The 16,102-nt window shown below is 55.5% G+C and carries 12 protein-coding genes; 9 read left to right on the forward strand and 3 right to left on the reverse strand.

Annotation, left to right across the window (positions count from 1 at the left end; genetic code table 11):
* Positions 1 to 241 precede the first annotated feature (241 nt).
* The 7 genes from QZR30_RS16890 to QZR30_RS16920 all read left to right on the forward strand — a co-directional run bounded on the left by QZR30_RS16890 (position 242) and on the right by QZR30_RS16920 (position 11,751).
* Complete coding sequence (locus tag QZR30_RS16890) at positions 242 to 3,472, forward strand: hypothetical protein (protein ID WP_311903715.1); 3,231 nt, start codon at positions 242 to 244, stop codon at positions 3,470 to 3,472.
* A 295-nt stretch (positions 3,473 to 3,767) separates the two neighbouring features.
* A complete protein-coding gene (locus QZR30_RS16895; protein WP_046069702.1) occupies positions 3,768 to 4,595 on the forward strand; it encodes a hypothetical protein in 828 nt (275 codons plus the stop codon).
* A 395-nt stretch (positions 4,596 to 4,990) separates the two neighbouring features.
* Positions 4,991 to 6,295 carry a hypothetical protein gene (locus tag QZR30_RS16900; protein WP_145916439.1) on the forward strand — a complete coding sequence of 435 codons (1,305 nt, stop codon included), beginning with the start codon at positions 4,991 to 4,993 and terminating at the stop codon, positions 6,293 to 6,295.
* 188 nt (positions 6,296 to 6,483) lie between these two features.
* Entirely contained in the window at positions 6,484 to 9,423 is a 2,940-nt protein-coding gene (locus QZR30_RS16905; RefSeq protein ID WP_311903716.1) for a hypothetical protein, read from the forward strand.
* 75 nt (positions 9,424 to 9,498) lie between these two features.
* On the forward strand, positions 9,499 to 10,848 hold the full coding sequence (mpl, locus tag QZR30_RS16910; RefSeq protein ID WP_274356077.1) for a UDP-N-acetylmuramate:L-alanyl-gamma-D-glutamyl-meso-diaminopimelate ligase: 1,350 nt from the start codon (positions 9,499 to 9,501) through the stop codon (positions 10,846 to 10,848).
* Complete coding sequence (ubiX, locus tag QZR30_RS16915) at positions 10,845 to 11,474, forward strand: flavin prenyltransferase UbiX (RefSeq protein WP_043048003.1); 630 nt, start codon at positions 10,845 to 10,847, stop codon at positions 11,472 to 11,474. Before mpl ends, ubiX begins: the two co-directional genes overlap by 4 nt.
* Positions 11,467 to 11,751, forward strand: a complete 285-nt coding sequence (locus QZR30_RS16920; protein WP_056846369.1) for a YceK/YidQ family lipoprotein — start codon at positions 11,467 to 11,469, stop codon at positions 11,749 to 11,751. Before ubiX ends, QZR30_RS16920 begins: the two co-directional genes overlap by 8 nt.
* 135 nt (positions 11,752 to 11,886) lie before the next feature.
* Here QZR30_RS16920 and QZR30_RS16925 read toward each other — a convergent pair whose 3' ends face one another.
* The 3 genes from QZR30_RS16925 to QZR30_RS16935 all read right to left on the reverse strand — a co-directional run bounded on the left by QZR30_RS16925 (position 11,887) and on the right by QZR30_RS16935 (position 14,837).
* Positions 11,887 to 12,528: an oxidoreductase gene (locus QZR30_RS16925; RefSeq protein WP_056846370.1), complete on the reverse strand. Its 642-nt coding sequence runs from the start codon at positions 12,526 to 12,528 to the stop codon at positions 11,887 to 11,889.
* Between the two features lie 29 nt (positions 12,529 to 12,557).
* Positions 12,558 to 14,276, reverse strand: a complete 1,719-nt coding sequence (locus tag QZR30_RS16930; protein ID WP_311903717.1) for a C13 family peptidase — start codon at positions 14,274 to 14,276, stop codon at positions 12,558 to 12,560.
* Between the two features lie 105 nt (positions 14,277 to 14,381).
* Positions 14,382 to 14,837: a MaoC family dehydratase gene (locus QZR30_RS16935; protein WP_311903718.1), complete on the reverse strand. Its 456-nt coding sequence runs from the start codon at positions 14,835 to 14,837 to the stop codon at positions 14,382 to 14,384.
* Between the two features lie 183 nt (positions 14,838 to 15,020).
* Here QZR30_RS16935 and QZR30_RS16940 point away from each other — a divergent pair, with 183 nt between their 5' ends.
* Together QZR30_RS16940 and QZR30_RS16945 are read left to right on the forward strand one after the other, a co-directional pair.
* Positions 15,021 to 15,374, forward strand: coding sequence for a CidA/LrgA family protein (locus QZR30_RS16940; RefSeq protein ID WP_311903719.1), 354 nt, complete (start codon positions 15,021 to 15,023; stop codon positions 15,372 to 15,374).
* Complete coding sequence (locus QZR30_RS16945; RefSeq protein WP_046069693.1) at positions 15,371 to 16,087, forward strand: LrgB family protein; 717 nt, start codon at positions 15,371 to 15,373, stop codon at positions 16,085 to 16,087. Before QZR30_RS16940 ends, QZR30_RS16945 begins: the two co-directional genes overlap by 4 nt.
* Positions 16,088 to 16,102: the final 15 nt, after the last annotated feature.

Consider the following 16,102-nt stretch of genomic DNA (forward strand, 5'->3'; position numbering starts at 1 on the left):
TCGATTTTTTTAAAAGGTAATAAATAAGTATGCTGGCAGGTTATAACGCGTCGGTATTATTTTGTTTGGAAATCACTGAGGCTATAAAAGTCGCGGGGTGTAAGTGCTTTCAGCGGTGCTTTTAAAGCATGCTTTATTTTTTGTTAAAGTTTAGGGGGGGCGATTTTTTCCTGGTGATCCACTAAGTGCATATAGAAAGGTTTCTTGTCAGGAAGCCTAACCTTTGCACCGAGGTGAACCCATGAATATCTCGCAGCTGACCACACCTCTGCTTGCGCCTGCTTTAACTTCTATTTTGGCACCCGCTGCAGACCCTATCCTCGCGTCTCACGATAAAGCGGCTACCGAGCAACCTAACGTTGGCCCCCGAGTCGATTACCCCGAGGGCGCCGCTGGGTCCACAGCCGTTTCAAGTACAGCCGCTGACGCTGAGGTGGCGAGGTCTTATGCCAAGACCTTGGCTGCCGGCGTCGACAAGACGCTTGGTCGCCCACCGTTGGTTGACGTACCTCAGCAATCCACGCTGGGGCGCTGGCGTTCACAATTAAATAGTGCATTTCAGAGCCCAGGCTTCCTCGCGTGGGCGAAACAGCAAAATATCAACACAGGTTATTTAAAGGTAAATCCATCTCGAGGAGAGATTTCTGGTTATGTAGGCAGCTCGATTAAAACGTTTTCGCTTACAGATGACTCTGGATGGTCTGATATTTCTCGAACCCTTTTGTCTATTTCCAAGGTGTTTGCACCAGAGCCCGGGCAAGAGTTTGTATACCCCTTTTACGGGCGTGATGGCCAAGTTCCGCTTAATCTAGTGGCGCAATTTTATGGCGAACCCACCCCGTCTACCTCTGCACAGGTGACGACTCGGGTCAGGCAACTGATCGGTAACCCGAGCTTCGAACTACCTGATCGGTATGTACCGGCGCGTTCTGATGAAGCGCTGTCTATTCACCAGCAGGCCTTGGGGGATGACGCTGATCGTCATGCCCTTATTACGGCACTGCGCTCCCAGGCAGGCGATGCCAGCGTGCGCGTTGATCTGGAAGCAGTCAGGGTCCCCATTGACCCTCGTTCGAGCCTGTTCGCCAGCGAGCAGCGCAGTGAGATGACTGTTGCGCAAATGCTCACGCTGCAAGGCAACCGGGTCCCTGTCAATGCCAAGGAGGCCGGTGAGACGGCGCAGGCGCTGTCTTTCGATCTTGCTCACCGGGCGCCGGGTGTTGAATCAGGTGGTGTAAAGCAGTGGGACATAAAGTTGGGCCGCACCTTGCTGCGCAAGAGGCAGGGCTTGGTAGATGAGTGGAAAAGGCAGCAACTTATCCAAGTCTCCGATACGCAGGCGGGACCTGGTGCGGGGAGTTTACTTAGCCTGCTGTTCAATGCGCTTCCCCAAACCACACAGAAGATGATTGGGGATAACCCTGCATGGGTCATGGACCAACTCATTCGCTCGCCCAAGGCGCTGGCGCTGGGTGACGACATTCAGACCTTACTCAAGTCGATCAAGACCCCGACCAGCGCGATTGAGAGCGTAAACGCGGCACTCGTACATGAACTTGATCCCAGTGCAGATAAATCACGTTTCAATGTGGCGGGCTATGACCTGTATCACAAAGATAATGTCGGCTTGCCCCCGGATGTAATCGTCAAGCGCTTTGTCGCTTACCTTGAAACGAAGGTTGGGGTTGTGTTGGCTCCTTTGGTTGCGCGCTTATTATTAGCAGCGGTAGCGCCTGAATTTCTGGTAAAAAACATACCGTTCGGCATTGTCTTCGGCTCTGCTGCCTGGATGAATTTCTGCATAAGCGTGATGCGTATTGAGCTGCAAGTACCTGGCGCAACGGCAAACATGACCTATAACCAAGTGATGGATTATGGTGCTGTACCTTCTGTTTCGTTCGAGGGCGAGAGTGAGTTGCTCGCGGCAATGCACGACTCTATTCTCGCTTGGGGTTTTGCAAACAGAATGACAGGGAACAGTTCGAAGTTCACTGTCGCAACGGATGAGTTAGAGCGGATAAGAAAAGCATCGATCAAGCAGCAAACAGAAATTTTATGGGCGCATGAAGTGTTGAAAACGCTCCCCATAACTCGAGAGGCGCTGGCCCTGGAGGAGATCAAGCGCGTTTTTCCCGATATCGACCCGACACTCAAAGTATTGCAGGATAGGGAGGTCAGACACACCCCGCTGTCCCTGCTTGATATTTACATGAGTGGCCCAATCAAGGTGGATAAATGGAAGTCGCTTGACGAAAAGAACTTTCCATGCAGCAAAATCAAGTCGCGTATTGGGGAGCTTAAGCCTGATATCAATAAAGTGTTTTCAGAAGCGTTCCTGGAGTTCAGGAAAACTCACGAAAGTGCATGGGCTATTCAATTCAAATATCTGTTTTCGTTGTTGCCCATTGCCGATCGAGAGAAGATCAGTCAATCGGATGTGAGCTTTTTCGAAGTGTCTCGACCTTTCCTGAATGGGTTTCCCTCTGTACTTGACGTGCTGACCACTAAAGTTTTTTGGCCTAGGGAACCCACTGATCAGGAACTCAAGGAGCTCAAGGGCACGCAAGGTTTAATGATGAAAGTGGTGGGCAGCGAGGGCGAAGTTTCTGCTTACAGCGTTTTGCCTTTCGAAGGGCGAATAGTCAAGGAGCATACTGTCCCAGGCAGCCAGGCTGGTTTCAATGACAGTTCGTATTTTAGCGACGCAGGCAAGGGCTATGTTCCCGGCTCGTTGCATGTGTATAACCCGTTTGGAACGCTCAATGAAGATCGTGATCCACCAGACCTGGCGGGTGAAATGCCGGGCTCCTACTTTTCAAAGAAAACCAATGCGCTTGCTCAGGCAGCGGGGCGTTTCGCCGGGCAGGTTTATGAGGACCTCAAGCTCAAGGCCGCAGGGGTGACAGAGGTTGAGAAAGGACGTGCGATTGATGAAAACCTCAAGGGTTTCTTCCTGAGCCTCGTGCCTTTTTATGATGGTGTTCAAGATGCGATCAAGGGGGATGTCAAAGGGGCAGTGTTTAATATCGGCTTCGATATTCTTGGTTTTGCCCTTCCTGCGGCCAATGCCGGTCGCAAAGCCTCCAAGGCAGGTAAAGGCATGCTGACTATTCTTAAACGCGGAGTATTTGCCGGCGTCGGCGCATCGGTGGGGTATACCGACACCGTAGATATTGCCAAAAACCTGAATAAGGGGGCACAGGCCGGATATCGGGATATCAAATACCTCGCAGGTAAAGGCGATGAGGTGCTGTCAAGACTGAGGGGCCATTATAAAAGTTATGATGTCTCCAAAGTCTATAAGGAGGGCGATATCGTAAAAGGGTTTTTCAAATCGGCGGACGACAACTTGTGGCGACCCACGGTGGCGATCCTGAAGAATGGGGCTTGGTACGCTTATAATGTGATCACCAAGACGCCATTTGGTGTTCAGGCTGCACAATTCGGTGTTATCAGCGCTCTGGAAAGTTAGTGCTTAGTTGGCGTAGGTGGTATGTATTTCTCGCGTTGCCAGTCGTTATGCTTCTGTATTTTAACAAAGGTGGAGTGGAACTTTTAGGCGTGGTTTGTCACTTATCAAGTGAAGGTAATGGATGGCTTTCTAATAATTATTAATCATCAGGTAACTCATTATGATACTTTCAAATTCAACACACACCCACCAGCGTATAAAGTGTTCAAGAATAGGCGGAATTCTAGAGAGCCTAACGGGTGGATCGCGAGTCGACATTCCAAATCGTACGTTAGAAGCCCCAAAAGCCGGCGACGTGCCTGCCAGCAGCTGGGCGGGGGCCACCGATGGAAAATTTGATCAAGCGTTCGTTGATTCCAAGGTCAGCGACTTCGCCGGGCCAGGGCCTGCGAGCGGTGCCCGGCTACCGGGAGAGGCGAGTCGGGGAGATGTTCATCAATCGCCCGGGGTGGATGAATACAAAGCCAAGCATCAAAAAGAATGGCAAGCCCGCAAAGATGCTGAAGCCCGCGACAAGTTGTTTGCCCAGCCCACGCCAGGACGAGTCGATGGGCAGGAGGTAGAACCTTTTTCTTCGTCCAAGCTTGAGAAAAATGCCGATGAACTGGTGAAAGCCAAGGAGACAGCGCTTCCGCCCACGACCAAGACGCTCATTAAGACCGCAGCCATCACCACAGCAATCAGCGCGCCCTTTAGTACGATGGGGTTGTTTATCGCCGGAAGCGCTAATGAAGCGCTCAAGCCAATCATCAATCCGCCACCCGTCACTGCCACTGTTCAAAGTGTGGAAGAAGGGCGGATCGTCGATCATATTCAAAACAGCGTATTTAAGATCGTCAATACCTTGGGCGAACTGCGTAATGAGGAGCCTGTGTCCATATCGCTGAAATGGCTGATGCTGGATAACGATACGCGTCTGGATGCGCTCGAAGCCATGCTTGATTTTGCCGAGGGCGAGTTCGCTAAAGAAGCACGCAAGCATAATATTTCGTTTCAGCCCGCTGTCACGGATGCTGACGAAGATGATATCAAGCCCCGCGCAATCGCCATGGAGGCACGGATGGCTACCCTTTCTGCATTGATGGGCTCGCTGAAATCGAAAATTGAAGCTAACCCCGGCTAAGGTCTGTCATGCCAGCAAAGCCCATCGAATCTATCGGTGGGCTTTTTTGTGTGCGCTAGGCAAGGGGGTCGCAGGTGACTGCGAATCTGAAGGAAGCCCGGGGCCATAAGATGGCTAACGTCATTGAGTGGATAAATCCCATGCTGCGGTGTCGGGAAGTTACTTCAGGCTAGAGCGAGCGAACTCTTGAGGAGCTGGACGGCCGGGTGCGGCACAACTTCATACGGAACCCTGCCTCCGGTGGCTTGAGAGGACAGCGGGGACAATCCGCCTCCTACTCGATACTCAGTTAAAAAATGTGGTCAATAGCCGGCCAGCTGGGTAAAGCAGAATTGCGTAAGGAACTATTTCTTATTTGGAAACCACGTAGGGAAAAGAAGCCTTAGGGCGTCGTGATGAAAATTATATCTGTTATTTTTGAGGTGAATAATATGGCAATTACTCCGAAACCCCCCGTTATACATCCTGTTACGGTACACCATGGCTCTGGGGGGGCGAATGGCACCTCCGGTGCGGCGAAGTTACCTCATTATGCGCCGGCGGGAAGTTATTATAATAGTCAAAATAAGCTAGTGAACCAACATGGGCAGCTTATCAACACTCAAGGGCATGCGGTCAATAACAAAGGTCAATTGATAAATGCTCAAAATCACCCCATTAATCATCTGGGACAAAAAATAAATACCAAAGGCCAAGCAGTAAATGATAAAGGGCAGTTGATCAATACCCATGGCAAGCCGATTAATGACAAAGGACACCTTATCGATTCCGAGAACCGCCTCGTGAATCCTCAGGGCCGCTTGGTCAACGCTGAAGGGCATTTGATCGATAGGGACGGCAAAAGGGTCGATAAAGAAGGCTTTCTAGTTGATAAGATCGGAAGGCCTCTCGATAAAAACGGCAAGGTTGCAAGGGATAAAGCCAGTGCCGCGAAAGGTAACAATGAAGCTCATAAGGACGTGCATACGCCGACAGCCAACCCGCACGTAAGCAATTGGCTAAACAAGGCTCCGACTCCCCCCAGCCAACCAAAAATGACCGTTGCGGATGCGGTAATCCGTTTGCAAGACGCGACAAGTCTGGTAAAGAATGGGGTCATTTCTTCTTCGCCGTCTGCGGCCGCTACTGCGCGCGAAGCTGCGATCAGCGCCGGGATCACAGGGCTGGTTTCCGCACCTATTAATATCGCTTCGTATGCGGGTTCCACTGCGGCCGGTGAACAGATCAAGGCTTCCTATTTACCTCAGCCGATGGTGCCACCCACTCCCATTGCGAAGTCATCGGTAGACCGGCCTTCGGGTTCAACAGAGCCTGATCTGGGGAACCTTTACCCTAGAATGAACGAGATTCAGGTTACTGGATTCGCGGTGGCCAATGGCGCGGCAGGGCTCCGATATGGGGATATCGAGATGGGCCTCCTTCCTAATGAGGAATGGCCGAAAGACCCGCTTGAGCGCATGAATCGACTTGAGCATTTATTGGATTATGCCGAAGAGCACACTGCGCCCGTTGCTGAACAATGGAAGGTCTTTTTTAAACCCCATCTCGCGGATAAACCGGCTGCTTCAGGAATGGAAGGATTGAAACAACGCATAGAAACGGCCGAGGCGAGAATAGCAGAGTTGGATCGGGCACAAAAAGAGGTAATGGATAAAATGAATAAAGCCGCGCCCAAGGCTGAAGCTAAACCATCGGAATAAGCGTACTCGTTATTGAGAACCCGAACTGCTGGGTGTATTGCTTATAGCGTTGCTGTACTTGTAAATTTTGCCAAAGGTGTTTTGTTGTCGTTTATCAGTGCCGGCCCTGACATGCACTGGATTGGCCATGGAAGGGCCATACTTATTTCACCGCGCCTGTTTTGCACAGGATTTTGGAACGTGAATATATGATTTCAAGCTTCAGCTCATTGGGGCGGGCGTCAAGCCGGATGGAGCTCTTTCAGCGAGACCAGATAGCAAAAAATAATGCTGCGGATGATACTGCCACGACAGACATATCAAATGCTCATGCGCCTTCGCGATCCCGACGTAGCACCGCATCCTCCTCCCCCTCTACTGCCACAGTTGATTATGGCGGGCTATTAACTAAAGACGCTCCGCTTACTGCTGACGCTCAAGATGAGTTACGAAAGGTCATTGCCACGTGGAAAGCGCGTCAGCAGCAGTCGGCTTCTGGCTCTGGCCACGATGCACCGAGTCTTATTGAACTTCTGCTTCGCACGATTCCTGAGGCGCAACGATCTGCCAAGGATGAGCCTGCCAAAATGCTCGATGCAATTCTCAACTCCCCAGAAGGTCAAGCCTTGGGCAAGTTGCTTCAGGACAGTATCGATGCGTTTGCGGGCGCAACCAGTGTCAGGGACGTTCTGCTGAGCGCTTTAGCACTGGATGTGGATCCTGCTGGAGGTCTTAATCGCAACGAGCTTGCTGGGTATCCGTTGCGTCAACAAGGTAACTGGGGCTACCACCCTGCTGAAATCGTGAAGCGGTTCGAAGCTTATTTGGCTACCCGGTTCGGCGAGGCATACGCCAAGGTCATAGCCTTTCAGTTGCTGTCGATTTCGGCCCCCGAGTTTTTGGTCAAGGGAATACCTTCGACGATGGTATATGGCAGCCATCAATGGGCAGCGTTCAGTGCCGCTGTAGCTCGGATAGAGGCAAGGCAGCCCGGTAGCACGGCAGGCATGACGTATCAGGAGATCATGACGCTCGATGAGACTACCCCCGTCTCCGAGGTAGAAAAGCGCGAGCAGCAATTCGCGCAGTTGGCAGCCATTATCGACTGGGCGATTGCCAATGGCGTCATTGTTCAAAAGAACGACGATGCATACTCTCCCGAAGAGATAGAGCTCGCCGTAAATGCTATGAAGGCACAACAGAAGGCTCTGGCGGATTCCGTGGAGGCATTGACTAAGCCGATGCCTACCCGGCGAGAGCTGGCGCTCACTCATTTGCGGCGAGTATATGGTGCCGAGAACGAGAAATTTTTTGAACAGCCGCTGCTTGCGCAGGAAGCACCAGGTTCTCCCGACCGTAAGCCTTACTCGTTGCTGGATATATATATGTCGGGCGACTTGGGTAAGCAGCCTTGGATATCCAGTGACCCGGTCTTCACGACGGCTATCGTTAGTCAGGGAATACCTAAGCTGCCGAAGATAAAAGAACTATTTGATGATAAGTTTGATGCCTATGCCCAAGGCCTGAAAGACGCAGCCACACAGCAATTCAAATATCAGCTTTCGTTGTTGCCGCTCGAAGATCGTAAAATGATCGAGTACGGCAAGGTCACAACCTTCAACTTGACGACACCCGAAGCCCATCAAGGGCAGGTAAGCCCCGATCATAAAATTCACCCGTATATAAACAGCGGCGCAATCCTCATCCGCGCCGAACTGAATGGGAAGACTGTCCATTATCTTTACTCCCCGTCCCAAGGACGCATCATTAAGGATGCCGATCCCACAAGGCCTGGCCTGCAGTTCCCAGGCTCACGTTTGTACTTCTCCATGCCCCGGCCTGACTCGCCAGAAGGCAAAGAGCCAGCAGTGACGATTTTGTGGCAGACAGTGGGCAGTTCATCACCGAAACAGGACCCTGTGGATTTTTTGGCTTTTTCTATTTATCCCAATAAATCGCTGGAAAAAGAGAAGCGGGGCGAGCATCCCGATATACCTGCGACCTTTTCATCAGCGAGAACCGAAGAGCTGGCGGGCTCTGTCAGTGCTTATTACACGCGGGGTATGGATGAGGCAAAAACTGAGGCCAATGGCAACACGCAGCAAGAACAGGAGGAACAACGTACAAAGTCGATCCACGCGTTTTTTTTGAGTTTGATCCCTTTCTATAACGCGGCAGAGAGCTTTGTTAATGGCAAGCCTGTCGAGGGAATGTTTCATCTGGCTCTGGATCTGTTTGGGTTTTTTATTCCCGCTTTAAAAGGCGGTATTCAAGGTGTCAAGTTTGGAGTCAAAACCGGGATGGGGGCGGCTTTAGACTTCATTAAGGGAGGGGGGACTGCGGCATTGAAGGCGGTTAATCCTCTTCAGGCTGTTTATGATGCGGGTCGTGGTGTGTTTAAACTTGGTAAAGCAGGGTTCAAGAAACTACGCGGTTTGGGCAGGCGCAGCGGCCATTTCGAACTTCCTCTTGCGGGGGGCAAAGACGATATCGCCAACGGCATCTACCGGCCACTCGGCGCCAATAGTGATGCAGTTCCTGTCAGCGCTGTAGAGCGCAACGGAAAGTGGTACGCATTTGATAGCGCCACTGGGACACCTTATGGCGCCCCGCTGCGAGGCTTTGTCCGTAGCCCTAGTTCCGCCGTTATTGACGTTACCACAAACATTGTTACTGACGTTCTGACTACCATCATTACCGACTTGGTGCAGATAAAGCTTAATGCGCATTTTGAACGCCCCGATGTCCGCGTGCCAGGCTGGAATTCTGGCGACGCGCTGGATCCGACGCAAGAGCCTGTCGAACCCGCTTTACGAGCTCAGCTTGAGACTTCCATGAAGGATGCGAAGACGGTTTCGCAATCGTTGCGGGAATTGTGGCCGGACCTGGAAATAGATGATGTTACATGGTCCGACCAACCTCAGGGAATGATAGGCCAGCTGGAAGACGAGTTGCTTATCCTGGAAAATCACACCAGCGAACTCGCTGACAGTTTCGGCGTTTTCTACAAAATATGGAACCCGGAAGAAGAACCTGACCAGCCTAACAAAGGGCTTGCGGAACGAGCAGCCTTGGTTAAAAAAAGGATAGCTGCCATGAACGACGCGTTGGCGCAGATGCAGGCGAAGCTGGGGCGCGCGGGGGTATAGAGGTAAGGCAGTCACCTAAAGAGTGCGATTTCGCCGTCCCTGCGCTAACCTGCCGCGATGTTTACGAGGTCAACTATGCACATTCATATTCTCGGTATTTGCGGCACTTTCATGGGCTCGATGGCGGTTCTGGCCAAGGAACTGGGCCATCACGTCACCGGTTCTGATGCCAACGTTTACCCACCCATGAGCACGCAACTCGAGGCACAGGGTATCGAGCTGACCCAGGGCTACGACCCGGCGCAGTTCGACCCCGTCCCGGACCTGGTGGTGATCGGCAACGCCATGTCCCGCGGCAACCCGGCGGTCGAGTATGTACTGAACAAGGGCTTGCCTTATGTCTCGGGGCCGCAGTGGCTGGCCGACCATGTGTTGCAGGGCCGTTGGGTACTTGCAGTGGCCGGCACCCATGGCAAGACCACCACCAGCAGCATGCTGGCCTGGGTGTTGGAACATGCGGGCATGAGCCCGGGTTTCCTGATCGGCGGTGTGCCGCAGAATTTTTCGGTCTCAGCGCGGCTGGGCGATACGCCGTTTTTTGTGATCGAAGCTGATGAATACGACAGCGCCTTTTTTGATAAGCGCTCCAAGTTCGTGCATTACCGCCCGCGCACAGCGATCCTGAATAACCTCGAGTTCGATCACGCCGATATCTTTCCCGACCTGCCGGCCATTGAGCGGCAGTTCCATCACTTGGTGCGTACCATCCCGAGTGAAGGCCTGGTTATCCATCCGACTACCGAGCCGGCCTTGCAGCGTGTGATCGACATGGGCTGCTGGACCCCGGTACAGACCACCGGTGCCGGCGGGCAGTGGCAGGCCAGGTTGCTCAGCGAAGATGGTTCGCGGTTTGAAGTGCTGTTCGAAGGCGAAGCTCAAGGCATCGTCGATTGGGGCATGACCGGCCAGCATAATGTGGCCAACGCCTTGGTGACCCTGGCCGCAGCTCGGCATGTAGGCGTGGTGCCAGCCATGGGCATTGCGGCATTGAGCGCATTCAAAAGCGTGAAACGCCGCATGGAGAAAGTGGCGGACGTGAATGGGATTACCATCTACGACGACTTTGCCCATCACCCAACCGCGATTGCCACGACCCTGGATGGCCTGCGCAAGCGCGTCGGCGACGCCCAGATCATTGCGATCGTTGAGCCCCGTTCCAACTCAATGAAGCTCGGCGCGCACCGCGATGGCCTGCCGGAAAGCGTCAACGATGCCGACCAGGTGGTGTGGTACGCACCGGCCAACCTGGGCTGGGACCTGCCGGCAATTGCCGCACTGTGCACCGTGCCGTCGACAGTGTGCGATTCCCTGGAATCCATCATTGAACAGGTCAAACATCACGCCAAGCCGGGCACCCACGTAGTGATCATGAGCAACGGCGGCTTCGGCGGCCTGCATGGCAAATTGGCCGAGGCGCTGAAATGAGCGGCCCGGAACGCGTCACCTTGGCGATGACCGGCGCGTCCGGCGCGCCCTATGGCTTGCGCCTGCTGGATTGCCTGGTGCGCGAGGACCGGGAGGTGCACTTCCTGATCTCCAAGGCGGCGCAGTTGGTAATGGCTACCGAGACCGATGTCGCACTGCCAGCCAAGGTGCAGACGATGCAGGCGTTCCTCACCGAGTACACCGGCGCAGCGGCAGGGCAGATCAAGGTCTACGGCAAGGAAGACTGGATGTCGCCCGTAGCTTCCGGTTCCGGTGCGCCTGCGGCGATGGTGGTGGTGCCGTGCTCCACCGGTACCCTGTCGGCAATTGCCACGGGGGCTTGCAATAACCTGATCGAACGGGCGGCGGACGTGACCTTGAAGGAGCGCCGCCAATTGATCCTGGTGCCCCGCGAAGCGCCGTATTCAAGCATTCACCTGGAACACATGCTCAAGTTGTCGAACATGGGCGTGACCATTTTGCCGGCGTCGCCGGGCTTCTATCACCAGCCGCAGACCATCGATGATCTGGTGGACTTCGTGGTGGCACGCATCCTGAACCTGCTGAACATCCCCCAGGACATGCTGCCGCGCTGGGGCGAGCACCATTTGGGCGGCGATGAATAAAACGCTGCTGCTATTACTGGCGCTGCAACTGACGGGCTGCGCCACGGCGCGCACCCTGGACGCCGCGCAACCTGGCGCGCCGGTGGTGTATGCCGGCACGCGCCTGGATTTGTATGCGATCAATGGCGGTTGCTGTGCCAAGGACCGCTTTGGTACCGAGGCGCCGAGCTATCCCCATGTTGACCTGCCGGCCAGTGCGTTGCTCGATACGCTGTTGTTGCCATTGTCGATATTGACGGTGCTGGGCGTCGGCTTCAACGCCACCGGCGGTTTGTAACGCAAAATCCACCAGCAACACAAAACAATGTGGGAGGGGGTTTGCCCCCGATAGCGGTAGTCCAGTCAACTATTTGGTGACTGACATACCGTAATCGGTGGCAAACCCCCTCCCACATTGGTTGTGTGTTTACATTTACTTGCCGAGCTTGCGCAGCTCATCTGACTCGACCACTCGCACCCCATCCTGCTCTTCCAGCGCCAGGCGCCACATGGCGCGGGCCAGTTCGCAGACTTCGATGCCGTGATACTTGCCTGGAATCAAACGCGACAACGGCCCGGCCAGTTGCTCGGCCAGGCGTGGTTCCAAGCGTTCGCCCAATAGCAGCGAAGGCCGCACGATGGTCAGTTGCGGCCAGTCCTGGGCCTTCAATGCCTGTTCCATTTCGCCCTTGACCCGGTTGTAGAAGATCGAGGATTTCGGGTCGGCGCCAATAGCGCTGATCACGATCAGGTGCCGCGCCCCCAGCTCCCGTGCGCGCTTGGCGAAGGCCACGACCAGATCCAGGTCGACAGCGCGGAAGGCCGCTTCGGTGCCCGCCTGCTTGATGGTAGTGCCCAGGCAGCAGAAGGCGATATCCACCTGGCCGCTCAGTTGCGGCAGGAATACGGCGGGGTCGCCTACGGGGTTTTCCAGGTGCGGGTGCTCAGCCAGCGGCTTGCGACTCGGTGCCAGTACGCGGGTTACGGTAGGTTCGTTGAGCAGGCGGTCGAGCAGGTGCTCGCCAGTCAGCCCGGAGGCCCCGGCCAGCAAGATGTGCTGAGGTGTCAGGTACATGGTGTTTCCCCCTTGTTACACGTTACAGCTTAGTTGCCTTTGGCTTCCTTGCTATTCATTGAGACGCTTTCGAGCGCCTTTCGTGCCTGCTGTTTGCGTAATAATTGCCAGCGGGCGATCACGCCTTTGGGGGCCCAGATCTGCGGTTCGGAGGCTTCGAAATTGTCCGCCTGTTCGCGTTCGGCCACGTGCAGTTGTGCCAGTTTGAAGGCGTGTTGCAAATCATCCGTCTGGTTAAAAGCTTGTGCGAAAAGGGCATCACCGAAGTAGGTGAAGTCCGCTTCTTCCGAGCAGCCAAACGACACGCGGTCTGCACGGGAGGCGGTCATGATCAGGGTGCGTTCATCCTTGAGTGCCGGTATGAAGCCTCCGGAATAGCATGCTGAGATCACGATAATCTTGTCGCGGTTTTTCAACGGTGCAAGCACCGCGGCCAGCTCATCGGCGGGCAGGTCGGCCAGTTCCATGCGCGGTTGGTCGAGCACCAGTTCGTGTTCGTGTGTGCCATGGCTGGTCATGTAGATGAAGATCAGGTCTTCCGGCCCGGTACGTTCGGCCAGGGTTTGCACGGCGCGTCGCAGGCTTTCGCGGGTGGCCAGCGGGCGGTCGGTAATATGGTCGCGGTGGTTGACCAGGCGCACCTGCCCGCGCGCGCCGAAGCGGGTGGCGAGCATGTTGCTGACGTAATCGGCTTCGCGCAGGAACACGCTTTGCTTGCCGTCGCCCGCCAATGCCAAGGTGTAGAGCTCCACGGCGGAGGTCGATGGTGGCACGGCGGCCAAGACGTCATCGAGCAAGCGGCCTTGGGCCAGCACGCCGGTTTCCAGTGGGTCGGGCAGCAGCTTGCCATCGGCATCGCGCACGCGCAGGCCGTTGACCCAGGTGCCGGCCTGCACGGTGCCGTCGGCGAGGACGAGGGTGCCGCGGCCCTGGTAGTTGTCGCTGTCGAAGCCGCCGATGTAGAAACTGCCATCGGTGAGATTCAGCCGGCCTTCGCCAGTAAAGCGCCAATCGCTGAACTGCCCGACATAGTGGCTGCCATCCACTCCGATCAACTCACCCTGGCCGCTGAGGGCGCCTTCCTTGAACTGGCCGATCCACACGTCGCCGTCGGCGTTTTCGTAGCGGCCTTTGCCGTTGAGCTGGTTCTGCTTGAATTGGCCGACATAGATATCACCCTCGGCGCTGTTGAAGGTGCCATTGCCTTCCAACTGGCCATCGACGAAGCGGCCACTGAACTGATTGCCGCTGTCGTCATTGCGCTGGCCTTCGCCATTGGGCTTGCCGTGGGCGAACTGGCCCTGGTATTGGCTGCCATCGGCCAGCTCGAGGCGGCCAAGGCCTGCGTACTGGTCGTCCTTGAATTCACCCCGATAGGTCATTTGCCCCTCTTTGAGGGTGCCTTCGCCGTTGCGTCGACCCTTTTTGAACCCCCCGACGTAACTGCTGCCCGCGGTGGTCAGGCTGCCCTGGCCATCAAACAGACCCTGCTGGAACTCGCCTTTATAGACTTCGCCATTACTACCGTGCCATTCGCCCTTGCCGTGCCACTGCCCTTTGTCGAACTGGCCGGCGTACCAACTGCCATTGGGGTAGTCCACGCGGCCCTGGCCTTGCAACAGGCCGTTGACCACGTCACCCCGGTAGCGACCGCCATCGGGCAGGCGCGCATCGGGCGGCAACAGCGATTCGCCGTCTCCGCAAGCGGTGAGCAACAGGGCAAAGGCGAGGGGGACAAATGGGCGCATAGCGGGATCCGGATAATTGAGCGCCGAGTATGCCGCAGCCGCAGGATTCATACATAAATTTACATACACTGTGGCAAGGTTTATCGCCTCACCACAGTCCGGGCCTTATACGAAGCAGAGCGACAACGACTCGGCAATGTAGGCGGGCTTCTCCTGGCCTTCGATTTCCAGGGTGGCGGTGGCCTTGAACAGCCATTGGCCCGGTTTTTTCTCGGTGACATCGGAGAGGGTGACGTTCAGGCGCACCTTGGAATCAACCTTCACCGGCTGGATAAAACGCACGCTGTCCAGGCCGTAGTTGACTGCCATCTTCAGGCCTTCGGGCATGATCAGGATGTCTTCCATCAGCTTGGGCATCAGCGACAGCGACAGGAAACCATGGGCGATGGTGCTGCCGAATGGCGTCTCGGCGGCCCTGACCGGGTCGACGTGGATGAACTGATGATCGCCGGTGGCTTCTGCGAACAGGTTGATACGCGCCTGGTCGATGGTGAGCCATTCGGAACGTCCCAGTTCCTTGCCGACATAATCTTTGAGCTGCGCTACAGGTACATAGGGCATTGCATCTCTCCTGGGTTCATCGTTTTTATCCGCCCGAGAATGGGTGCTTTTTATGGGTTACAGAGAACCAATGTAGATCATCATGGGCACCTCGCCTGGTCAACCCACCATGCTTTTGGCGAATGCCGGGGCATAGAGTGGGCATGCTTATAATGCGGGCGAGCTTTGAAGGGGAGAGAGCGAATGCTGTTACGTGGCCTGACCTGGCTGGTGCTGTTCCAATTGATCGGCACAGCGATCAATCATTTACTGTTGCCGGTGCTGCCGGGGCCGATTGTGGGCCTGTTGCTGATGCTGGGTTTCCTGGTCTGGCGCGGTGAAGTCGGCGAGCCCCTGAGCCTGGCGGCCAGCAGCCTGTTGCGTTATCTGCCGCTGCTGCTGGTGCCCCCGGCCGTGGGCGTGATGGTATACGCCAAGGACATTGCCGCCGACTTCTGGGCCATCGTTGGTGCGCTGGTATTGTCGCTGGTGATCGCCATGGGCTTTATCGGCGTATTGATGCAGTACATGGTCAAGCGCAAGGAGCGGGGGCAGTGATCTTTGACTGGCAGGGTGCCTGGACGGCCGTCATTCACCACCCGCTGTTCGGCATCGGCATCACCCTGGGCGCCTATCAACTGGTGCTGGCGGGGTTCGAGAAAACCCGCTGGGTCTTCCTGCAGCCGGTGCTGGTGTCCATGCTGCTGGTGATCGGCGTGCTGCTCACCTGTGGCCTGAGCTATGCCGAATACCGCAAGAGCACCGAGATCATGGGCATCCTGCTCGGGCCTGCAACAGTGGCCCTGGCGGTGCCGCTTTATCTCAACCTGCGACGGATTCGCCAATTGTTCTGGCCGATTTTTACTACGCTGGTGATAGGTGGGGTGTTGGCCACTGGTTTGTGTGTATGGCTGGGGTGGTGGTTCGGGGCCGAACATATGGTGCTGATGACCATGGCGCCCAAGTCGGTGACGTCGCCGATCGCCATGCTGGTCGCCGAGCAGATTGGTGGCGTTGCGGCCTTGGCGGCGGTGTTTGTGCTGATCACCGGGGTGGTCGGCGCGATGATCGGCCCGGCGTACCTGACGCGCCTGGGCGTACACAGCCCCGAAGCGCGCGGCATGGCGCTGGGTATGACTGCCCACGCCGTCGGCACCTCGGTGGCCCTGCAGGAAAGCGAAGAGTGTGGCGCCTTCGCGGCGCTGGCGATGAGCCTGATGGGCGTGGCCACGGCAGTGTTCCTGCCGCTGGCGGTATCGGTAATTGTTTAACCCAGGTTTAAGGAA

The sequence above is a fragment of the Pseudomonas sp. rhizo25 genome (assembly GCF_031931935.1).
In the GTDB taxonomy this organism is placed as follows: domain Bacteria; phylum Pseudomonadota; class Gammaproteobacteria; order Pseudomonadales; family Pseudomonadaceae; genus Aquipseudomonas; species Aquipseudomonas synxantha.